Origin of the sequence: Mycobacterium simiae (assembly GCF_010727605.1) — a bacterium.
Lineage (GTDB): Bacteria > Actinomycetota > Actinomycetes > Mycobacteriales > Mycobacteriaceae > Mycobacterium > Mycobacterium simiae.
In genome coordinates this window covers 1,767,629-1,788,408 of record NZ_AP022568.1, presented here as the reverse complement: position 1 = coordinate 1,788,408, position 20,780 = coordinate 1,767,629, and the positions used below count along the sequence as shown (strand labels likewise).

Annotated in this window: 24 protein-coding genes and 3 tRNA genes; 16 read left to right on the top strand and 11 right to left on the bottom strand. The window is 64.5% G+C overall.

Annotation, left to right across the window (positions count from 1 at the left end):
* Positions 1–13: 13 nt before the first annotated feature.
* A complete protein-coding gene (locus G6N33_RS08235; protein ID WP_101528202.1) occupies positions 14–2,389 on the bottom strand; it encodes a lysylphosphatidylglycerol synthase transmembrane domain-containing protein in 2,376 nt (791 codons plus the stop codon).
* A 175-nt stretch (positions 2,390–2,564) separates the two neighbouring features.
* Between G6N33_RS08235 and G6N33_RS08230 the strand changes: the two genes are divergently transcribed.
* The 4 genes from G6N33_RS08230 (at position 2,565) to G6N33_RS08215 (ending at position 5,639) form a co-directional block, all read left to right on the top strand.
* Positions 2,565–3,509, top strand: a complete 945-nt coding sequence (locus G6N33_RS08230; protein ID WP_044509768.1) for a class I SAM-dependent methyltransferase — start codon at positions 2,565–2,567, stop codon at positions 3,507–3,509.
* A gap of 76 nt (positions 3,510–3,585) precedes the next feature.
* On the top strand, positions 3,586–4,101 hold the full coding sequence (locus tag G6N33_RS08225; protein WP_044509769.1) for a nitroreductase family protein: 516 nt from the start codon (positions 3,586–3,588) through the stop codon (positions 4,099–4,101).
* A gap of 81 nt (positions 4,102–4,182) precedes the next feature.
* Positions 4,183–4,638, top strand: a complete 456-nt coding sequence (gene cynS, locus G6N33_RS08220; RefSeq protein WP_044509770.1) for a cyanase — start codon at positions 4,183–4,185, stop codon at positions 4,636–4,638.
* Positions 4,638–5,639 (top strand): patatin-like phospholipase family protein, encoded by a 1,002-nt coding sequence (locus tag G6N33_RS08215; RefSeq protein ID WP_044509771.1) that lies wholly within the window; start codon positions 4,638–4,640, stop codon positions 5,637–5,639. Before cynS ends, G6N33_RS08215 begins: the two co-directional genes overlap by 1 nt.
* Before the next feature lie 169 nt (positions 5,640–5,808).
* Here G6N33_RS08215 and G6N33_RS08210 read toward each other — a convergent pair whose 3' ends face one another.
* The 3 genes from G6N33_RS08210 to G6N33_RS08200 form a co-directional block, all read right to left on the bottom strand.
* Complete coding sequence (locus G6N33_RS08210) at positions 5,809–6,504, bottom strand: crotonase/enoyl-CoA hydratase family protein (RefSeq protein ID WP_044509772.1); 696 nt, start codon at positions 6,502–6,504, stop codon at positions 5,809–5,811.
* A gap of 85 nt (positions 6,505–6,589) precedes the next feature.
* Positions 6,590–7,432, bottom strand: a complete 843-nt coding sequence (locus tag G6N33_RS08205; protein WP_044509773.1) for a hypothetical protein — start codon at positions 7,430–7,432, stop codon at positions 6,590–6,592.
* A gap of 106 nt (positions 7,433–7,538) precedes the next feature.
* Entirely contained in the window at positions 7,539–8,261 is a 723-nt protein-coding gene (locus G6N33_RS08200) for an MBL fold metallo-hydrolase (protein ID WP_044509774.1), read from the bottom strand.
* Positions 8,262–8,371: 110 nt separating this feature from the next.
* On the opposite strand from G6N33_RS08200, the gene G6N33_RS08195 reads away from it, so the two are divergent.
* From G6N33_RS08195 to rplA, 12 genes are all read left to right on the top strand, one after another.
* Positions 8,372–8,578 (top strand): type II toxin-antitoxin system VapB family antitoxin, encoded by a 207-nt coding sequence (locus G6N33_RS08195; RefSeq protein ID WP_044509775.1) that lies wholly within the window; start codon positions 8,372–8,374, stop codon positions 8,576–8,578.
* Between the two features lie 74 nt (positions 8,579–8,652).
* Positions 8,653–8,725, top strand: a tRNA-Thr gene (locus tag G6N33_RS08190).
* Positions 8,726–8,761: 36 nt separating this feature from the next.
* Positions 8,762–8,835, top strand: a tRNA-Met gene (locus tag G6N33_RS08185).
* Positions 8,836–8,871: 36 nt separating this feature from the next.
* A complete protein-coding gene (rpmG, locus tag G6N33_RS08180) occupies positions 8,872–9,039 on the top strand; it encodes a 50S ribosomal protein L33 (protein ID WP_003898538.1) in 168 nt (55 codons plus the stop codon).
* Between the two features lie 47 nt (positions 9,040–9,086).
* Positions 9,087–9,566, top strand: coding sequence for a (3R)-hydroxyacyl-ACP dehydratase subunit HadA (gene hadA, locus G6N33_RS08175; protein WP_044509776.1), 480 nt, complete (start codon positions 9,087–9,089; stop codon positions 9,564–9,566).
* Positions 9,553–9,981 (top strand): (3R)-hydroxyacyl-ACP dehydratase subunit HadB, encoded by a 429-nt coding sequence (gene hadB / locus G6N33_RS08170; RefSeq protein ID WP_044509777.1) that lies wholly within the window; start codon positions 9,553–9,555, stop codon positions 9,979–9,981. The genes hadA and hadB overlap by 14 nt, the downstream gene beginning before the upstream one ends.
* 3 nt (positions 9,982–9,984) lie before the next feature.
* Positions 9,985–10,497, top strand: coding sequence for a (3R)-hydroxyacyl-ACP dehydratase subunit HadC (hadC, locus tag G6N33_RS08165; RefSeq protein WP_044509778.1), 513 nt, complete (start codon positions 9,985–9,987; stop codon positions 10,495–10,497).
* Positions 10,498–10,647: 150 nt separating this feature from the next.
* Positions 10,648–10,720: transfer RNA gene (locus tag G6N33_RS08160), tRNA-Trp, on the top strand.
* A gap of 99 nt (positions 10,721–10,819) precedes the next feature.
* The gene (gene secE, locus G6N33_RS08155; RefSeq protein WP_044509779.1) at positions 10,820–11,290 is read left to right on the top strand and encodes a preprotein translocase subunit SecE; all 471 of its coding nucleotides are present in this window, start codon (positions 10,820–10,822) and stop codon (positions 11,288–11,290) included.
* A gap of 31 nt (positions 11,291–11,321) precedes the next feature.
* Complete coding sequence (gene nusG / locus G6N33_RS08150; protein WP_044509780.1) at positions 11,322–12,101, top strand: transcription termination/antitermination protein NusG; 780 nt, start codon at positions 11,322–11,324, stop codon at positions 12,099–12,101.
* Between the two features lie 59 nt (positions 12,102–12,160).
* Positions 12,161–12,589, top strand: coding sequence for a 50S ribosomal protein L11 (rplK, locus tag G6N33_RS08145; RefSeq protein WP_044509781.1), 429 nt, complete (start codon positions 12,161–12,163; stop codon positions 12,587–12,589).
* 87 nt (positions 12,590–12,676) lie between these two features.
* Positions 12,677–13,384, top strand: coding sequence for a 50S ribosomal protein L1 (gene rplA / locus G6N33_RS08140; RefSeq protein WP_044509782.1), 708 nt, complete (start codon positions 12,677–12,679; stop codon positions 13,382–13,384).
* Between the two features lie 410 nt (positions 13,385–13,794).
* On the opposite strand, the gene G6N33_RS08135 is transcribed toward rplA, so the two are convergent.
* From G6N33_RS08135 to G6N33_RS08105, 7 genes are all read right to left on the bottom strand, one after another.
* Positions 13,795–15,012 carry an RNA polymerase sigma factor gene (locus G6N33_RS08135; protein WP_044509783.1) on the bottom strand — a complete coding sequence of 406 codons (1,218 nt, stop codon included), beginning with the start codon at positions 15,010–15,012 and terminating at the stop codon, positions 13,795–13,797.
* A 9-nt stretch (positions 15,013–15,021) separates the two neighbouring features.
* The gene (locus tag G6N33_RS08130; protein WP_044509784.1) at positions 15,022–15,720 is read right to left on the bottom strand and encodes a YciI family protein; all 699 of its coding nucleotides are present in this window, start codon (positions 15,718–15,720) and stop codon (positions 15,022–15,024) included.
* A gap of 94 nt (positions 15,721–15,814) precedes the next feature.
* The gene (mmaA4, locus tag G6N33_RS08125) at positions 15,815–16,711 is read right to left on the bottom strand and encodes a hydroxymycolate synthase MmaA4 (RefSeq protein WP_044509785.1); all 897 of its coding nucleotides are present in this window, start codon (positions 16,709–16,711) and stop codon (positions 15,815–15,817) included.
* A 187-nt stretch (positions 16,712–16,898) separates the two neighbouring features.
* The gene (locus tag G6N33_RS08120; RefSeq protein WP_044509786.1) at positions 16,899–17,780 is read right to left on the bottom strand and encodes a cyclopropane mycolic acid synthase family methyltransferase; all 882 of its coding nucleotides are present in this window, start codon (positions 17,778–17,780) and stop codon (positions 16,899–16,901) included.
* A 152-nt stretch (positions 17,781–17,932) separates the two neighbouring features.
* Positions 17,933–18,796 (bottom strand): cyclopropane mycolic acid synthase MmaA2, encoded by an 864-nt coding sequence (gene mmaA2 / locus G6N33_RS08115; protein ID WP_044509787.1) that lies wholly within the window; start codon positions 18,794–18,796, stop codon positions 17,933–17,935.
* 91 nt (positions 18,797–18,887) lie between these two features.
* The gene (locus G6N33_RS08110; RefSeq protein ID WP_044509788.1) at positions 18,888–19,751 is read right to left on the bottom strand and encodes a cyclopropane mycolic acid synthase family methyltransferase; all 864 of its coding nucleotides are present in this window, start codon (positions 19,749–19,751) and stop codon (positions 18,888–18,890) included.
* Positions 19,752–19,888: 137 nt separating this feature from the next.
* Positions 19,889–20,749, bottom strand: coding sequence for a cyclopropane mycolic acid synthase family methyltransferase (locus G6N33_RS08105; protein WP_044512833.1), 861 nt, complete (start codon positions 20,747–20,749; stop codon positions 19,889–19,891).
* Between the last annotated feature and the right edge of the window lie 31 nt (positions 20,750–20,780).

Here is a 20,780-nt window from a genome sequence, read left to right as displayed (position 1 = left end):
TGTAGCTATGGCGCTAGACCATGTCGTTGTCGGTCAGCCAGCGCATCACCGGCCAGCCGATGAACACCGGCAGCCAGCAGGTCAGCACCCGGTAGAGCAGTACCGAGGGAACCCCGACCGCGGCGGGTACACCGAACGCGGCCAGACCACCGATCAGCGCGGCCTCCACCGCCCCCACCCCGCCGGGCGTCGGCGCGGCCGAGGCCAGCGTGCCGCCGACCATCGTCACCACCGTGCAGGTAACGAACGTTGCGCCGCCGCCAAAGGCCTGGACGCTGGCCCACAATGCCAGCGCCGCGCCGAGAGTTGTTCCGGCACAACCGAGCAGGATTAGTCCGAGACGTCTGGGCTCGCGGACCAGTTCGACGAGATCGCCGGTGACCTCCTCCAGTCGCGGACGTACCGCCGTGGACAACCAGCCCCTCAGCTTCGGCACAAACAGGAAGGTGCCGACGATGCCCAGCGCCACACCCGCGATCAGGTACAGGACGGTGGCGCCGGGAACGAAATGCGAGAGGTCCATCGACGCGCCCGCCACGGTGCTGAACAGGACCAGCAACACCAGGTGCATGATCACCTGGACCGACTGCTGCAGCGCCACCGCGGCGGTGGCTCGCATGACCGATAGACCGCCCTTCTGCAGGATCCGGGTGCTCAGCGCCAGCCCGCCCACCCCGGCCGGAGTGGTGGTGGCGGCAAAGGTGTTGGCGACCTGTGCAATCGACAGCTTCCAGAAGTTCACCGTGCCGTCGGTGCAAGCCCACAACGCTGCGGCGGCGCCCACGTAGGTCGACGCCGAAATCACCACACCCAGCAGCGCCCACCACCAGTTCGCCGTTCGCAGTTCAGAAAAGAACGTCGGCACGGTGCTGATGAACGGATACGCGACGTAGACCAGCGCGCCCAGCAGCACCATTTGCACGACTTGGCTGCGGGTGAACCGGGTGATCGTCTGCTTCTCGATTTGATCGGCACCCGTCTGTGATTTGACTTCGCCGCGGGCGGCGGAGATGACGGCGGACGCATCGCCGACCGACTTCCGAACACGTTTGGGCACAGCCGATTTGGTGAGACGTCGCGACGCGGTCAAAATCGCGTCCTTGCCGAACGTGTCGATCGCCGCCCGCACCGCCGCCTTCGCGTCGTACAAGGCAGTCGTGGTCACCAGCAGTTGGGCCAGGTCGGACTGGAGCTGGGCCTCGGTGGCGCCGTACTCGGCATTGCCGAACCCGCCGAACAACACCGTCCCGTCGTCGACGGTGATCTCGTGGCAGCGTAGATCGCCGTGCGAAATCTGATAGTTGTGCAGCTTTCGCAGCGATTCCCACACCCGAACGACGGGCGTCGTCTTCGTGCATTCGTCGAGCGGAATCCCCCGAATCGGCTTGTGCGCGTAGAGAGTCCAGCCACGATCCAGGGCCGCGAAAGCGACCGTCGAGGTGTTGGCCACGCCCACCTCGTTGATCGCGATGGCCATCAGCGCGCGATGTTCCACGGCGCGGCGCATCGAGGCCTGCAGGGGCGCGGTTTCCGCATCGCGCAGCCGCAGCTTGCGCCAGAGCTCGCGCAGCGCGCCGCCGCTGCGCTGGTGCGGCCCATACAGCTCGATCGCGGCCGTCGAATCCGGATCCCCCGAATCCGTCGAGAGCACAATCGGACCGGGCCCGGCGGGGCGGACCACCATCAGCCGCGACACGATGAAGCCGCGCTTGGCCATCGCGCGGACCGCTCCGACGAGCGGTACTTCCAGCGCCGGCGTGCCGACCACCAGCACCACCAGCGCGCCGACAAACCATCCCACCGCCAGCCCAACCAGGGAGCGGGCCGGAACTATGGCGCTGATGACTAGGTGGATCGGCACGAACGCGAGCAGCAACGCCCACCACCAGTGCCGCCAGCGGGCGGGCAGCCACGGGCCGGACACGGTCAGCACCGCGGCCAGCATCGCGATCCAGCGCGGGTCGTCCAGGAATTGAGCGGGCAGCGTGCTCAACCGATCCGAGACGTCGAAGTGCCATCGGGGCGCCGCGAGCCGGTTGCTGCTGATCGACAACGGCAGTGCCGCGAGAAACGCGGCGGCCCCGTAGGCGCCCAAAAGTTTCCACTGTCGAGCGACGATCAAGCCGATCAGGATCATGAACGGCAGCGCCAGAATCGCGAATCCGTACAGCAGATAGACCAGATCGGATTGCGTCGGGGTCAAGACGCCGACAATCCGCGAAATGGATTTCTCCAGCCGAACCCAGCTGGTGCGGGTGACGAGTGAGCCGGTGATGACCGTGGCAAGAAACACGGTCGCCAAAGCCAGCCGCAGGATGTCGTTGGTGCGCCGGTTCACCGGTTGCAGCAAGTTGCCGGAAACGCTGATGTCGCGCCCGTCAACTCGCATGCGAAAGATCCTTCGGGTCGCGGCCGCGGGGTTAGCGGCCCGCCGACAACTTAACCGGATACCTCCCGGTAGGGGGCCACAACCTCGCGAGTCGGCCGCCCGTGGACACAGCTGGCGGACAGCTCGCTCACGTAAGGTCGGCCAGGACGGGGCGCCGACCGGGGAGGAATTGAGCGTGGCCAGAACCGATAACGACAGCTGGGAGATCACCGAAAGCGTGGGGGCGACGGCGTTGGGCGTCGCGGCATCCCGTGCGGCGGAGACCGAAAGCGAAAATCCGCTGATTCGCGATCCGTTCGCGCGGATCTTCCTCGATGCTGCCGGCGACGGCGTATGGAATTGGTATTCCGCGCCGCAGCTGCCTGCCGAGGTGCTTGAAAGCGAACCCCTGCTGGCCCAGCAGATGCAGGCGATGGTCGGTTATATGGCTTCCCGGACGGCCTTTTTCGATTCGTTTTTCCTCGACGCGACGACCTCGGGGATCAAGCAGGCGGTGATCCTCGCGGCTGGCCTGGACGCCCGGTCCTGGCGGCTGCCGTGGCCGGACGGCACGACGGTCTACGAGCTCGACCAGCCCAGGGTGCTGGATTTCAAATCCGCCACGTTGGCCGAACATGGCGCCGAACCTGCCTGTCAGCGGGTCGCGGTGCCGGTGGACTTACGCCACGATTGGCCGACGGCGTTGCGGGAGGCCGGTTTCGACGCCTCGGCGCCCAGTGTCTGGTCGGCGGAGGGTCTCCTCCCTTATCTGCCGGCCGTCGCCCAGGAGTTACTGTTCGAACGTATCCAGGGGCTCACTGTCGTCGGCAGCCGGATCGGTGTCGAGGCGTTGGGACCGAAGTTCCTCGACCCCGAGGCCCGCGCCCGCCGCCGCGCCCGGATGGACCGAGTGCGCGACGTCATCGCGAAGATCGATCCGCGCCGCGAGGTTCCCAGCACCGACGAGTTGTGGTACTTCGAGGAGCGCGAGGACGTGGGCGACTGGTTGGCCCGCCACGACTGGAACGTGACGGTCACCCCCTCGTTGGAACTGATGGCCGGATACGGCCGCTCCGCCGCCGAGGAGGTCGCCGACGACGTTCCCGCGAACTTGTTCGTCGCGGCCCAGCGGGTGGCCTAACGCCGGCCCGCGAAAACCGTTGTGGTGACGAACGACGACCAACGACAGCGAGCAACGACGGGCGACAAGGAGCACGATGGAAACCTGGGACGCGATCTGCGCGCGGCGCAATGTCCGGCAGTACAAACCCGATCCGGTGTCGCAGGACGACCTGAACCGGATAGCCGAGGCCGGATGGCGGGCGCCGTCAGCGAAAAACCGCCAACCATGGGACTTCGTGATCGTCACCGACCCGGGACAGCTGCGGGAGCTGTCCACGGTCTGGCGGGGAGCGGGACACATCGCGTCGGCTCCGGCGGCGATCGTGTTGGTCGTGCCGGTCCCCCCGGACGAACGCAGACTGGTGACCGACAACTATGACGTCGGCCAGGCGACCATGGCGATGATGCTCGCCGCCACCGACCTCGGGATCGGCACCGGTCACTCGTCGGTGGGAGACCAGGAGAAGGCACGCGCGATTCTCGGGGTGCCGGATGATCACCTGGTTGCCTTCATGCTCGGCGTCGGCTATCCGGCCGATCGTCCGCTGGCGCCGGTCCGCAAGCCGGACCGGCGGCCGTTCGGCGAGGTCGTCCATCACGGCCGGTGGTGACGGTCACCGCCGGTCCGGGGTTACAACGCGCCTTGTCACGGTGATCGGGCCGGCGCAGGGCGGATGCCGCATGCTTGACCCATGAACAGAAACGAGATCACCGAACAGATTGTCGTTGCGCGCCTGGCGCGGGGCCTTACCTGGCAGGAGCTGGCCGACGCCATCGACCGGCCGGTGATGTGGACCACCTCGGCGTTGCTGGGGCAGCATCCGATTCCGCCGGAACTGGGCAAGCAGCTGGTCGAAATGCTCGGTCTGGACCAGTCGCTGGTGCCGGTGCTGGCCGCCCCGCCCATGCGCGGGGGGCTTCCCACGGCGGTGCCGACCGACCCGACCATTTACCGCTTCTACGAAGCGCTTCAGGTGTACGGTGGCGCCATCAAAGAACTGATCCACGAGCAGTTCGGCGACGGCATCATGAGCGCCATCAACTTCAGCGTCGACCTGCAGAAGAAGCCGCACCCGTCCGGTGACCGCGTCGTGGTGACCTTCGACGGCAAATACCTTGCCTACGATTGGGTTTCCGCAGAGGAGTAATGGCCAAAGCAAAGCCCGCGGATCTCGTTCTCTCCGGCGGCGGCGTGAAGTTCATCGGTCTGGTGGGCGCCATCGTCGCACTGATGAATGCCGGGTATTCGTTTCCGCGGGTGTCGGGCGTGTCGGCCGGGTCGGTGGTCGGTGCCATCCTGGCCGCCGCATCCAAGGGCGATCAGCTGACCAGCCAGGAGGTCAAGGAGCTCGCCCTCTCGGCGCCGCTGCGCAAATGGCGCGACGCGGGTCGCGTTCCCCTGCTCGGTGCCGCCTGGGGGCTTGTCCGTGACACCAGCATGTTTCGCGGTGACGCCGCCCACGACTGGATTCGCAGCGAGCTGAAGAACCTGGGGGTCACCCACTTCGGGGATCTGGTCCTGGACGAAAACACGTTGCCCGAGGGGCGACGGCACAAGCTGGTGGTGACGGTCGCCGACGTGACCGCGGCCCAGTTGGTGCGGCTGCCCTGGGACTATCGCCGGCTGTACGGGCTGGACCCCGACGACCAGCTGGTCGCCGACGCGGTGCGCGCGTCGATGGCGATCCCATTCTTCTATCCGCCGGTCAAACTGACCGGGGCGACGGGGACGCCGTCGATGCTCGTCGACGGGGGCGTGCTGTCGAACTTTCCGATCGACACGTTCGACCGATTCGACGGAAAGCCGCCGCGCTGGCCGACATTCGGGATCACCGTTCTGCCGCGGCTCAACGAGGGTTTCAGCGCGGTGATGCCCGCACTGAAACCCCTACGGTTGTTCGAGCAGACCGCGTTGCTGGAAAGCCTGCTCACCACCATGCTGACCGGACACGACCAGACCCACCTCAACCAGCCGTGGGTCGCCGCCCGCGCGATCGCGGTCGAGTCCACCGATGTGGGTGTGCTGGACTTCGACATCGGAATCGATCGCCTTGAGGCGCTGTATGAAAAGGGCCACCAGGCGGCGCAGGAATTCCTGGCGACTTGGAATTGGTCGGCCTATCTCAAGCGGTTCCGCTGGGCGGTCTGACGACGGCGAGGCAAGGTGAAGTGACGAGTGCTCGCGATCGTGCCAAACTTCGTGGTGGAGGAGGCGACGGGGAGGTGAGGCGGTTGCTCCGGCAACCGCCATCGCCTCCTCCTTCAGGGGTCTTAGCTGGAAGGCATGCGGCGCGAGTTCTCTGAGCAGCATGGCCCGCTTACAGATCGAACTCGGCCTCGATGCCGTCGATTCCGGCGCGCAGCGCCTTGAGGGTGTCGGCGCGGGCGCGCAATTTCGTTGCGGCATGCGCGTGCTGGTGCAGGCCGGCGAATTCCTGCGCGGCCTCCTCGGCGCGGCTGACCACCATCTCCGGCAACACGATCTCGTCGACAAACCCTGCGGCCAGGGCGGTTTCGCCGAAGAAGGTCTTGGCCAGGCCGGTGGCCTGCTGATACGCCGACGGCGTCAGCCGCAGCTTCATGATCTCTAGGGCCGCGTAGGGGATGGTCATGCCGATCGCCACCTCGTTGGCCTGAATGTTGTAGGCGTGGGCGGCCACCCGGTGGTCGCCGGAGGACAGCAGGAACGACCCCATCGCGATGGCATGTCCGGTGCAGGCGATCACGACCGGTTTCGGGTAGGACAGCAGACGATACGACAATTCGAAGCCGCCGCGCAGCATGTCGATTGCGGGTTGCACCTCGCCGGAAGTCAGGATCTTCAGGTCGAATCCGCCGCTGAACACCCGCTCGTTGCCGGTCAGTACCAGCGCGCCGACGCTGTCGCTGTCGGCCTGGTCGATCGCCTCGTTGATGGCCGCTTGCATGGTGGGACCCAACGCGTTGACTTTGCCATCGTCCATCCTGATGACCGCGATGGCATCCTTGCGGCTGTAGGTGACCGGACCGCTCATGGGTTACTCCTTCGCGACGGGCAGCGAAGTCGATTGAATCAGATCGGCAAACGGTGAGCCCGCGGGGCCGGATGTACCGGGGGCGTCAGACCTGCCGGGCGCGGTGATTGGCGGCATCCGTGCCGGGACCGCCCCAGCGCAGGCCGACATCGGTCGGTGCATCTTGCTGCCGAATGCGCCAGCGGTCCTGAGTTTCGGCCACCGCGTTGTTGATTCGCTCGATCTCGGTGCGGAACACGTCGGCCCGCGTTTCCTTGCTGGCGTAGTGGAAGTACGTCAGCAGGCTGCGGAGCAGTTCCAGCTTCTGTTTCTCCCGCTTGGCGAGATCGTGCGTGGTCATCAATTCGATTCGCTGAACGGGCGGCAGGGCGTCCCAGTCCAGGACGACGTCGGTTTGCAACTGCGGACGTTCGCGCTGCCAGAACCGCCAGCCCCGCGGCGCGTCGGGGCGGTCGAAGTACGTCACCGTCCCGGTGAAGCGAGATTCGATGCCGCCGCCGATTTCGGCGCGGTCAAGCGCCGAATCCCACACCAAACGCCATTCCTGGCCGGGCGCGAGTACCGGTATTTCGCTGGGCAGTTGCAATTCGACGACTTCGGCGTAACCGTCGCTGGAATTCTCGTACTCGGCCACCGTCGGTGGATTCGGGAAAGAAAAACGGACGTTGTAGGCGGCGGTCTTGCCGAAATTCCGGACTACCAGCTCGATCACATGCCAATCCGCGGCATGCGGTTCCATCAGCACGCCGACGTGGGGACGAGATTGCTCGGCGGCCAATTGTCGGCTGCGGCCGAGCTGGTGGTTGATGACGACCAGAGCGATGATGCCGAGCACGATGGCCGCCCAGGCGGCCCACGCCAACCAGGTGCTGGACTCAACGTTGGTGACCCCGTGCCAAGTGCCCTGGATCCACCCGGTTGAACCCATGTGACTCCATCCCTCCGCTCATATGGCAGCGATGTGCACCCGAAATTCTGCTGGCACGGGTGCCGAAGCGCAATGACTCCCGCGCTCAGGGCAGCCCATCCGGCCCTCAGCCGCCCATCAACATTCGCCACTGCTCGAGGCTGGTGGCCCGATACACGTAATTGGAGCGCGTGACCTCGGCCAGCGATGCGCTCGGTTCGACGGAATACCAGTGCCCGGGGAACACCGTCGGATCACCGGGAAGCGCGGCCAGCTGCTGCAGGCTGCGGTACATCTCGTCGGAATCGCCACCCGGAAAGTCGGTGCGCCCGCAGCCCTCCAGGAACAGGGTGTCACCGGCGACCAGCCGTCCGTCGAGGAGAAAACACTGGCTGCCCGGCGTGTGCCCCGGCGTGTGCAGCAGCTCGATCTCGATGTCGCCGATGCTGAGCTTGTCGCCGTGCTCATGGGTGGTCAGGTCGCCTATCGCAATCCCCGTAACTCGCGAAACCCAAAGCGCTTCATGGGTATTCACATGCACCGGCACACTTACCCGCTCCAACAGCTCGGCCAGGCCATTGAGTTCGAAGCCCATCATCGACCCGCCGACATGGTCAGGGTGGTGATGGGTCACCAGGACCCCGGACAAGTGCATGCCGTCGGCCTCCAGCGTGTCGACGAGTTCACCGGCCGCATACGCCGGGTCGACCACAACGCAATCCCCGCTCTGACGGTCTCCGATCAGGTAGGCGAAGTTGCGCATCTGGGTCGCGAACGGGTCGCCGACGGCGAAATCGCGTCCCGCGAGAAGCTGCCGGAAATAGAGTCGGTCCGCTGACGAATCTGGCACCCGCTCAGCCTATGACCCGGTCGATTAGTCGCACATGCCGGGCGCATATCGGCCCGTCAACCGCGTTTCTGGGCAAGATTAGGCGGGTTTGCCGTGGGTATTGTTTGTGCATGCTGAAAAAGGTCGAGATCGAGATCGATGACGATCTGGTCCAGGAGGCAATCCGCCGGTATCACGTGGCAGACGCGCGCGAGGCGATCCATCTTGCGCTGCGCATGCTGCTCGATGGCAACGCGGACGGCGAGCAAGCCGACATCTACGACGAGTTCAGCGACCTCAGCGCCTGGCAACGGCGCCGCAACGGCGACCCGGGGTGACGGTTTGGTGCCGTCGCGCGTGGCGCTGTACCCTCTTTTAGGCCCGAGGCACGACTGATCGCTACGGGTTCCAGGCCCCCTTAGCTCAGTCGGTAGAGCGTTTCCATGGTAAGGAAAAGGTCAACGGTTCGATTCCGTTAGGGGGCTCGGCGGACGCCGAGCAGGCGGGCGGCGCGTACCAGAGGCGATGTAGCTCAGTCGGTTAGAGCGAACGACTCATAATCGTTAGGTCGCCGGTTCGAGTCCGGCCATCGCTACAACACAACAATGTGCATTTGTGAGAGAGAACAGACATGGCTTCCAGTACGGATGTGCGGCCGAAGATCACTTTGGCCTGTGAGGTGTGCAAGCACCGCAACTACATCACGAAGAAGAACCGCCGCAACGATCCGGACCGGCTCGAGCTGAAGAAGTTCTGCCCGAACTGCGGCAAGCACCAGGCGCACCGCGAGACGCGCTAATTTGCTTCGACCGTTATGACGACATTCACCAGGTAGGTTTTGAAGCCGTGCCGTTGACCAAGGACATCGTCGGGATGCACTACCGCTACCCCGACTACTACGAGGTGGAGCGGGAAAAGATCCGCGAGTACGCGACGGCCGTGCAGAACGACGACCCCTCGTTTTTCGACGAAGGGGCGGCCGCCGAGCTTGGGCACAAGGGCCTGCTGGCCCCGCTGACATTTTGCTGTGTGTTCGGCTACCAGGCGCAGTCGGCGTTCTTCAAAAGCGCCAACATCACGGTGCACGACGCGCAAATCGTGCAGGTCGACCAGGTGCTGAAGTACTTCAAACCCATGGTGGCCGGTGACCGTCTCTATTGCGACGTGTACGTCGACTCCATGCGCGTTTCGCACGGGACCCAGATCATCGTGACCAAGAACGTGATCACCGACGAAGCGGGTGACATCGTGCAGGAGACCTACACGACCCTGGCGGGCCGTGCCGGCGAGGATGGAGAAGAGGGATTTTCTGATGCCACTGCGTGAGTTCAGCTCGGTGAAGGTGGGTGACCAGCTTCCGGAGAAGACGTACCCGCTGACGCGCCAGGACCTGGTGAACTACGCGGGGGTGTCCGGCGACCTGAACCCCATCCACTGGGACGACGAGATCGCCAAGGTCGTCGGCCTGGACACTGCGATCGCCCACGGCATGCTGACCATGGGCATCGGTGGCGGCTACGTCACCTCGTGGGTCGGCGACCCGGGCGCGGTCACCGAATACAACGTCCGCTTCACCGCCGTGGTGCCGGTGCCCAACGACGGCAAGGGCGCGGAGCTGGTGTTCAGCGGGCGAGTGAAGTCGTTGGATCCCGAGACTAAGTCGGTGACCATCGCGCTCACCGCCACCACCGGCGGCAAGAAGATCTTCGGACGGGCCATCGCCTCGGCCAAGCTGGCGTAAACGATGGCGCTCAAGACCGATATCCGCGGCATGGTCTGGCGGTATCCGGACTACTTCGTCGTCGGGCGGGAGCAGCTCCGCGAGTTCGCCCGCGCCATCAAGTGCGATCATCCGGCGCACTACGACGAGGCCGCCGCGGCCGAGCTGGGCTATGACGCCATCATCGCCCCGCCGACCCTGGTCACGATCTTTGCCAAGTACGTGCAGCTGGATTTTTTCCGACACGTCGACCTGGGCATGGAGAACCTGGTGATCGTCCAGGTCGAACAGCGGTTCGTGTTCTACCGGCCGATCAAGGCCGGCGACAAGCTGTGGGGTCGGATGGACATCGAGTCCGTCGTCGAGCGTTTCGGGGCCGACATCGTCGTTACCAAGAACATCTGCACCAACGACGAAGGCGAGGTCGTCATGGAGGCCTACACCACGTTGGTGGGTCAATACCGGGAAGAAACGGACGACGAAACCATCAAGCTCAGATGGGACCACGAATCCGGCCAGGTCGTCAGAACCGCGTAATTAGTATCTGACTCCCGTGCCGATGTACACTCGGACCTCGGGGTTTTCCCATTACAGCGCGCTGTCCGTAGGTTCGGCGATCACCGAACGGGGAGCGCGCGTGTCATGTAGGCCCCGGTAGGTAAGCGCAGGTTGGCCTGCCAACCGCGAAGGGGCGTAGCTCAACTGGCAGAGCAGCGGTCTCCAAAACCGCAGGTTGCAGGTTCAAGTCCTGTCGCCCCTGCAGAAGGCAACGAAGATCGTGCCATGCTGGACACAGAACGGCGTGTCCGAAGAGCTCGGCACGAATCAATGAGATAGCTAGCGAACAAAGGAGCATGCGGTGAGCGACGAGGGCCCCGGTATCGGTGCTGCCAACGACGCTGCACGCGACGACGGCGAGACCGACGCCCCCGCGAGCGGCGGTCGGACGGCCGTGGTGACCAAACCGCAGCGCCCGACCGGAAAACGGTCCCGGCAGCGTGTGGTCGATAGCGACGACGGCGAGTCCGCGGACGACGTTGAGGCCGCAGAGGAGTCCACCCAGACAACCTCGGCTAAGAAGTCGGCCAAGAAGGCTGACAAAAAGACCAAGCAGCCGAAGAAGTCCGGGGACCGGACGGCCAATCCCTTCGTTTTCGTCTTCAACTACCTCAAGCAGGTCGTTGCGGAGATGCGGAAGGTGATCTGGCCGAACCGCAAGCAGATGCTCACCTACACCTCGGTGGTGCTGATATTCCTCGCATTCATGGTGGCGCTGGTCGGCCTGTCTGATTTCGGCCTGACCAAGCTGGCCCTGCTGGTGTTCGGCTGAGCTTCGTAAGCGATAGAGAGGACTGAAAACCGTGACTACCTTCGACGGTGACACGTCCGCGGGTGAAGCGGTCGACGCGGAAGAGACGGCCGACGTGTCTGAGGTTTCTGAGGTCTCTGAAGCCTCCAAGGCTTCCGATGGCCCGGACGCCGAGGCCGACGCCGCGCCCGCCGAGCCGGATGAGGAAGTCGACCCGGCCGCCGCCCTGAAGGCCGAGCTGCGCAGCAAGCCCGGCGACTGGTATGTCATCCACTCCTACGCCGGCTACGAGAATAAGGTGAAGGCCAACCTCGAGACCCGGGTGCAGAACCTAGACGTGGGCGACTACATCTTCCAGGTCGAGGTGCCCACCGAAGAGGTGACCGAGATCAAGAACGGCCAGCGCAAGCAGGTCAACCGCAAGGTGCTGCCCGGCTACATCCTGGTGCGTATGGATCTGACCGACGACTCGTGGGCCGCGGTGCGCAACACCCCCGGTGTGACGGGATTCGTCGGGGCGACGTCGCGTCCGTCGGCGCTTCGGCTGGACGACGTGGTGAAGTTCTTGTTGCCGCCGGGTTCAGCAAAGAAACCGGTCAAGGGCGCGGCCGCGGCCGCTACCACCACCGAAACCGGTGGTCTGGAACGCCCGGTGGTCGAGGTGGACTACGAGGTCGGCGAGTCGGTGACGGTCATGGACGGTCCGTTTGCCACGCTGCCGGCCACGATCAACGAGGTCAACGCCGAACAGCAGAAGCTCAAGGTGCTGGTGTCGATCTTCGGCCGCGAAACTCCGGTGGAACTCACCTTTACCCAAGTCTCCAAGATCTAGCCGGCCGGTCCGTTCGCGGCACGGCTGGGCGCATAACCAGGAAGGAACGTAGGAATCTCATGGCCCCGAAGAAGAAGGTCGTTGGGCTGATCAAGCTCCAAATCGTGGCGGGACAGGCGAACCCGGCGCCGCCGGTGGGGCCCGCGCTCGGCCAGCACGGTGTCAACATCATGGAGTTCTGCAAGGCATACAACGCCGCGACGGAAAACCAGCGCGGCAACGTGATCCCGGTGGAGATCACGGTTTACGAGGATCGCAGCTTCACCTTCGCGCTCAAGACACCGCCCGCCGCCAAGCTGCTGCTCAAGGCCGCCGGGGTGGGCAAGGGTTCGGCCGAGCCGCACAAGAACAAGGTCGCCAAGGTGACGTGGGACCAGGTGCGCGAAATCGCCGAGACCAAGAAGACCGACCTCAACGCCAACGACATCGACGCCGCCGCCAAGATCATCGCCGGTACCGCCCGGTCGATGGGCATCACCGTCGAGTAGCCCGGCACAACTTCACCGCCCCAACCGTGGGAGGGCCAGCTTCGGCCCGCTTCGCAACCACGACCCAACACCAGATTGGATGAGTAAGTGAGCAAGAACAGCAAGGCATACCGCGCCGCCGCGGAGAAGGTGGACCGCAACAACCTGTACAGCCCGCTCGAGGCGGCCAGGCTGGCCAAGGAGACGGCATCGACCAAGCAGGACGCGACCGTGGAGGTGGCGATCCGGCTGGGTGTCGATCCACGCAAAGCCGACCAGATGGTCCGCGGCACGGTCAACCTGCCGCACGGCACCGGCAAGACGGCCCGCGTCGCGGTGTTCGCCGTGGGTGACAAGGCCGAGCAGGCGCAGGCCGCCGGCGCCGACATCGTCGGCAGCGACGACCTGATCGAGAAGATTCAGGGCGGCTGGCTGGAATTCGATGCTGCGATCGCGACGCCGGACCAGATGGCTAAGGTCGGTCGTATTGCCCGCGTGCTGGGTCCCCGCGGCCTGATGCCCAACCCCAAGACCGGCACCGTGACTCCCGACGTCGCCAAGGCTGTCTCCGACATCAAGGGCGGCAAGATCAACTTCCGTGTCGACAAGCAGGCCAACCTGCACTTTGTGATCGGCAAGGCATCGTTCGACGAGAAGAACCTCGCCGAGAACTACGGGGCCGCGATCGACGAGGTGCTGCGGCTCAAGCCGTCGTCGTCCAAGGGCCGCTACCTGAAGAAGGTCACCGTGTCGACGACGACGGGCCCGGGGATTCCGGTCGACCCGTCGGTCACCCGCAACTTCACGGAGGAGTAGCGATCCGGCGCCAACGGCGCCGGTGAGCGGATCCGACCATCGGGTTGCCGGGAGTAGCGATCCGGCGTCAACGGCGCCGGTGAGCGGATCCGACCATCGGGTTGCCGGGAGTAGCGATCCGGCGTCAACGGCGCCGGTGAGCGGATCCGACCATCGGGTTGCCGGGAGTAGCGATCCGGCGTCAACGGCGCCGGTGAGCGGATCCGACCATCGGGTTGCCGGGAGTAGCGATCCGGCGTCAACGGCGCCGGTGAGCGGATCCGACCATCGGGTTGCCGGGAGTAGCGATCCGGCGTCAACGGCGCCGGTGAGCGGATCCGACCATCGGGTTGCCAGGAGTAATGCGTCGAGCGTCGACTTGTCGGGTGTTTAGCCGCGAAATCGGCGCCACGACTCGACGTTGGCCGTAGCTAGCCGCCGCACTCGGCGATCCGTCGCCGCAAGAAGTCGCGCCCTGGTTCGGACCCGTTGGACTGCAAAGCTTTTCGATACCAGGTGAGCGCTTCGTCGCGCTGTCCCGCGCGTCGCAGCAAGTCGGCTCGCAATGTCGCGACGAGGTTCGAGCGGCTCAGTCGGGGATCGCGCGCAACCTCGTCCAGTGCGGCAAGCCCGGCCGCGGCGCCGTCCCGGAAGCCGATCGCCAACGCGCGGTTAGCGCCCGCCACCGGCGAACCCGTCAACGCCACCAGTCGGTCGTAGGCCAGGCAGATCGTGGGCCAATCGGTTTGCTCCCACGACGGAGCCGTCGCGTGCAGGGCGGCGATCACCGCCTGGGGCAGATACGGGCCGGCGGAACCTTCGGCTCGGCGCAACCGATCCAGTCCGCGGGCGATCCGGCCCCGGTCCCAACGACGCCGGTCCTGCTCTTCCAGTGGCACCAGCATTCCGTTGTCGTCCATCCGCGTCGCCCGCCTGGAGTCATGCAACAACGTCAACGCGGCCAATGCGTGTGCTTCCTGCTCGTCGGGCATCAAGGCGCACAGCTCACCGGCCAGCCGGACGCCTTCGTCACACAGTTCGTCGCGAATCGCCGAAGTGCCCGCGGTTGACCAATATCCCTCGGTGAAAACCGAGTAGATGCAACCCAATACGTGCGGTGTTCGCTCCGCCAACAGTTCCGCCGGCGGCACCCGTAGCGGGATGTTGGCGTGGCGAATCTTGTTCTTGGCCCGCGTGATTCGTTGACCGATAGCGGCCTCCGTCTGCAGCAGGGCGCGCGCGATCTCGGAAACGGTCAAACCGGACACCAGCCGCAGCGTCAACGCCAGCTGCGATTGCCGGTCCAGTGCCGGATGAGCACAGGTGAACATCATCCGCAGCTCGTCGTCGCGAACCGGATGAGGATCGGTGCGCTCGGTGCGAGCCCTGATGTCGTCCACGAAAGCGGCGAATTCCTTTCCGGGACGGATGGATTCGCGGCGGAGCCGGTCCCGGGCGCGGTTACGTGCGACGGTCGTCAGCCATCCGCCGGGATTGTCGGGCACACCGTCGCGCGGCCAGCTGCGCAGCGCCTCGGCGCAGGCCTCCTGGACGGCGTCCTCGGCGACGGTGAGGTCACCCGACCACCGGGCGAGTGCGGCGACGGCCGGGCCCCATTCCCGGCGGAAGACGCCGTCCAGGTTGGTCATTGCGGGCGGTCAGAGTCCAGAGACTCCAGCGAGTTGGCGCAGCTGCACCGTGGAAGCGGGAATCATCGACGCGATCTTGACGGCCTCGTCGCGGTCCGCGGCGTCGAGCAGGTAGATGCCGGTGGCGATTTCGGCGCCCTCCACGTACGGTCCGTCGGTGATCAGGACTTCCCCGTCGCGTACCCGGACGGTCGTTGCCGTGGTCCGATCGTGCAAAGCGGCCCCACCGATCACCCGCTCGCCGGCGGCCGCATGCAGCTCGGCATGCTTCGCCGCGACCGCCTCCCACTCCGGGGTGCCCGGGGTGTGCGCGGATTCGGGCGGTTCCAGCAGCAACGCGAGCCAGTCGGTGCCGGTGAGGGGCCGCGACGGCGCGATCGAGTGGACCACCGGCCACAGTTCCACCGCGCCGAACTCGGCCAGCGGAATGTCGCGTGCCAGTGCCAGCGCCTCGTCGAGGTTTTCCGCTTCCAGCAGGTAGTAGCCGCAGGCCACCTCGGCGGACTCGGCGAAGGGACCGTCGGTGACCACCGGCGCGTCCGGGCCGCCGCTGATGACCACCGCGTCGGCCGCGGGGACCAGCGCATCTCCGGCCTTGATCGCCGCGCCGGCCTTGGCGTGGAATTCCTGCCAGGCCGCCATCGCGGTCGCTGGATCGTCGGCCGTGCGGTCTTGCTCTCTGCTGATCAACAAGGCGAAGTACTGCATGTCTGGTCACCCTCCTGGTAGTGAGCGAAGCCCCATGCTCCACTCTCTACCTATCCGACGAACGACGTAGCATCGATCCGACAGCGGAGCAGGCTCAGATCGAGGCACCCGGCTTCAGGTAGGTCACCAGGCTGCAGTCCAGCATCTCCTCGGTGAAGTAATGCTCGCAGCCGCGCAGGTACTTCATGTACCGCTGGTAGACCTCTTCGGAGGTGACCTCGATGGCCTTGTCCCGGTTGGACTCCAGGGTGTCACCCCAGATGTGCAGCGTCTTGATGTAGTGTGTACGAAGCGAAAGTGGTTGCGGGACAACGAATCCAGCCTTCTCGCCGTGCTCCACCATCATGCCGGTGGTCGGCAGCCGGCCACCCGGGAAGATCTCGGTGACGATGAACTTGATGAAACGGGCCGTCTCGAAGGTCAGTTTCTTGCCGCGCGCGGCCAGCTCGTAGGGGTGGTAGCTGACACTGCTCTGCACGGTCATCCGACCGTCCTCGGGCATGATGTCGAAACACCGCTTGAAGAAGTCGTCGTAGTTCTCGTGCCCGAAGTGTTCGAACGCCTCGATCGAGACGATGCGGTCGACCGGCTCGCTGAAATCTTCCCAGTTCTGCAGCCGCACCTCGCGCGAGCGGCTGCTGTCGATTTCGGCCAGCACCTGCTCACAGCGGGCGTGTTGGTTCTTGGACAGCGTCAGGCCGATCACGTTGACGTCGAACCGCTCGACCGCCCGCCGCATGGTGGTGCCCCAACCGCAACCGATGTCCAGCAACGTCATGCCCGGCTCGAGGTCGAGTTTTTCCAGGTTGAGGTCGATCTTGGCGTATTGGGCTTGCTCGAGGGTGAGCTCCGGCGGCTCGAAGTACGCGCAGCTGTACGTCCGGGTGGGGTCCTGGAACAGGGCGAAGAAGTCGTCGGACACGTCATAGTGGGCCTGAATGTCCTCAGACCGCGTCCTGATCTTCGTCGAGCCGGTCGGTTGCTCAGCCATTGTCGTCTACTTCTCCTGAATTCGCTGCCTCAAACGCACTGCCCACCATCGGCCCGATGGCCAGCAACCATACTCGATTTAACTGGGCCGCTTAACCGGCCGCTGGGCCACCCGCGCCTCATCCCGCATTGCCCAAGCAACAGAGTCTACTTTCCGGGTCTACTTTTCCAGGTCTACTTTTCCAGGTCTACTTTGCCAACGTGAACTGGTTGCAGTCGACATAGCCCGTCCGGAATGCCCCGGCGCAGCCGGTCAGGAACTTCATGTACCGCTCGTACATTTCCTCGGACTGGATTTCGATCGCCTGGTCCTTGTGCGCGCGCAAGGCCTCGGCCCACAGGTCCAGGGTGTGCGCGAAGTCCGACTGCAGCGACTGGATGTGCGCCACATCGAAATCCGCTCTGGCACAGTGATCCTCGACCTTTTCAATGGACGGTAGCCGGCCCCCGGGGAAGATGTCGGTCAGGATGAATCGGATGAACTTGGCCATCTCGATCGTCACCGGGATGCCGCGCTCGGTCATCTGTGTCGGATGCAACGCGGTGATGGAGTGCAGCAGCATGACACCGTCCGACGGCATGGCGTTATAGGCGAAGTGGAAGAAGTCGTCGTAGCGGTCGAAGCCGAAGTGCTCGAGCGCCTCGATGATGACGATGCGGTCGACGTGCTCGGTGAAGTCGGCCCAGTCGCTCAGCAATGCCCGGTGCGAGCGGCCCGAGTCGATCGTGTCCAGTACCTGCTGACAGTAGGCGTACTGATTCTTGGACAGGGTCAACCCGACGACGTTGACGTCGTACTTCTCGACGGCGCGCTTCATCACCGAACCCCAGCCGCAGCCGATGTCGAGCAGAGTCATCCCCGGCTCCAGGCCCAACTTGTCCAGCGTCATGTCGACCTTGGCGATCTGGGCTTCTTGCAGCGTCATGTTCTCCCGCGGAAAGTACGCGCAGCTGTACGTGCGGGTTGGGTCGACGAACAGGGCGAAGAACTCGTTGGACAGGTCGTAATGTGCTCGGACGTCGTCGATAGTGGATCGGGTGCGTGTGGCGCCCGCTGAACGTCTTGACATTGTGTCCCCCCGAATGGACAGGCGCCCCGGGCGAGGCGGCCATCCGGGGGACCCTACCCGCGGACGGGCGTATCTCTCGCATTTGAGGTGGAGAGCCACTGGGTTTTCTCAATCGGCGGATTTCGCCAGCTATCAGTCTGGCGACCTGATCGCTACTTCTCCAGGGTGAATTGGTTGACGTCGATGTACCCGACGCGGAACGCGTTGGCGCAGCCGGTCAGATACTTCATGTACCGCTCGTAGACCTCTTCGGACTGGATCTCGATGGCCTCGTCGCGGTGCGCTTCGAGCGCGGCCGCCCACAAGTCGAGAGTTCGCGCGTAGTGGGGTTGCAGCGATTGGCGCCGCGTCAGCGTGAAACCGTGCTTCGAGGAGTGCTCCTCCACCTTCTCGATGGACGGCAACCGGCCACCCGGGAAGATCTCGGTGACGATGAACTTGATGAACCGGGCCATCTCGAAGGTCAGCGGTATGCCACGTTCGACGATCTGCGGCCCGGTCAACCCGGTGATCGTGTGTAGCAGCATCACCCCATCGTCCGGCAGGGCGCTGTGGGCCATGGTGAAGAAGTCGTCGTAGCGGTCGTGGCCGAAGTGCTCGAACGCCCCGATGGATACGATGCGGTCGACCGGCTCGTCGAACTCTTCCCATCCGGCCAGCAAAACCCGTGCGCTGCGCGGACTTTCGAGCTGATCGAAGAACTTCTGGACGTGGGCGGCCTGGTTCTTCGACAACGTCAAACCGACCACGTTCACGTCGTACTTCTCGACCGCGCGCCGCATGGTGGCTCCCCATCCGCAGCCGACGTCGAGCAGGGTCATCCCGGGCTGCAGCCCGAGCTTGCCCAGCGCCAGATCGATCTTGGCCAACTGGGCTTCTTCTAGCGTCATGTCGTCGCGCTCGAAGTACGCGCAACTGTAGGTCTGGGTGGGATCCAGGAACAGGCGGAAGAAGTCGTCAGACAGGTCGTAGTGTGCCTGCACGTCCTCGAAGTGCGGAGTCAGTTTGCGAGCCATAACGATGTGCCTTCCTGCCGAAGCGCACCTAAAGATACCCCGCGCGCGGCCGGGGACCGGTGTATCGATCCGGCCGGTGGTACCGGCCCGATCACTTGACCAAGGTGAACTGGTTGACGTCGACGTAACCCTCCCGGAACTTGTCGGCGCAGCCGGTCAGGTACTTCATGTACCGCTCGTAGACCTCTTCGGATTGCAGCGCGACGGCGTCATCCCGGCGCGCTTGCAGCGCCGCGGCCCACAGGTCCAGCGTCCGGGCGTAGTGCGGCTGCAGCGACTGGCGGCGGGTCAGCGTGAAACCCGCCTGATCCGCGTGGTCGGCGACCGTCTGGATCTTGGGTAGCCGGCCGCCCGGGAAGATCTCCCGCTGGATGAAGATGATGAAACGCAGCAGGTCGATCGAGATCGGCAAGCCGCGATCGATGCATTCCTGTTTGGTCAGATCGGTGATCGTGTGCAGCAGCATGACCCCGTCGCTGGGCAACACGTGGTAGGCCATCTTGAAGAAGTCGCCGTAACGCTCAGGGCCGAAGTGCTCGAACGCGCCGATCGACACGATGCGGTCGACGGGCTCGTCGAACTCTTCCCACCCGGCCAGCAGCACCCGCCTGCTGCGGGGGCTTTTGATCGACTCGAACGACTTCTGCACATGCGCTGCTTGGTTTTTCGACAACGTCAGGCCGATCACGTTGACGTCGTATTTCTCGATGGCGCGGCGCATGGTGGCTCCCCAGCCGCACCCGACGTCGAGCAGGGTCATCCCCGGCCGAAGCCCCAGCTTGCCCAGCGACAGATCGATCTTGGCGAGCTGTGCCTCTTCCAGCGTCATGTCATCGCGCTCGAAGTACGCGCAACTGTAGGTCTGACTGGGATCCAGGAACAGCCGATAGAAGTCGTCGGACAGGTCGTAGTGAGCCTGAACGTCGGCGAAGTACGGTTCCAACTTTTGAGCCATGAGTGTTATGCCCTCCCCACCGAACCCACTCACTTGTCCCCCGTGCCCGAGCTGGGCGAATTCATTATCCAGCTTTACCGATTTCACGGAGGGTAAAACGACGCAGTTCAACGCCCCCGATGTGCCGGGCGTGTCGCCTACTTGGTCAACGTGAACTGGGCGACGTTGGAGATGCCCTTGCGGAAGAGGTTCGCGCAGCCGGTCAGGTAGCGCATGAACCGGTCGTAGACTTCTTCGGACTGGATGGCGATGGCGCGTTCGCGGTTGGCTTCCAGGTTCGCCGCCCAGATGTCCAAGGTCCGCGCGTAGTGCGGCTGCAGATACTGAGTGTGCTCGAGGGTGAAGCCGCTGTTGCGGGAGTAGTCGACAATGTCGGGTTCACCGCACATCTGCCCGCCAGGGAAGATCTCCTTCCCGAGGAAGTGCAGGAAACGCAGGTCGGACATCGTGATCGGGATGCCGTGCTCTTTCCAGTAGGACTGCGGGTGCGTGAAGATGCTGTGCATCAGCATCCGGCTGCCCTCGGGCAAGGTTTCGTAAGCCCAATCCCAGAACGCGGGCCAACGCTCCTTCTTGAACGCGTCGAAGGCTTCGAAGCTGATGATCCGGTCGACACGCTCATCGAACTCTTCCCAGCCCTGCAGCCGTGCCTCGGCACGCCGGTTGGTGGGAATGGCGGCCAGTCGGTCCCTGGTGCGCGCGTAGTGGTTTTTGCTGAGGGTGATGCCGATGACGTTGACGTCGTACTTCTCGAGCGCCCGGACAACGGCTCCGCCCCAACCACATCCGACGTCGAGCAGTGTCATGCCCGGCTCCAGATTCAGCTTGCCCAGGCCGAGATCGAGCTTGGCGAGCTGCGCCTCTTCCAGCGTCATATCGTCGCGTTCGAAATACGCACATGTGTAGACCATGTTGGGGTCCAAGAACAACGCGAAGAAGTCGTCCGAAATGTCGTATGTCGCCTGCGACTCTTCGTAATACGGCTTCAGCTTCGCCACTTCCACGTCCTCCCAATATCCAAAGCTACAA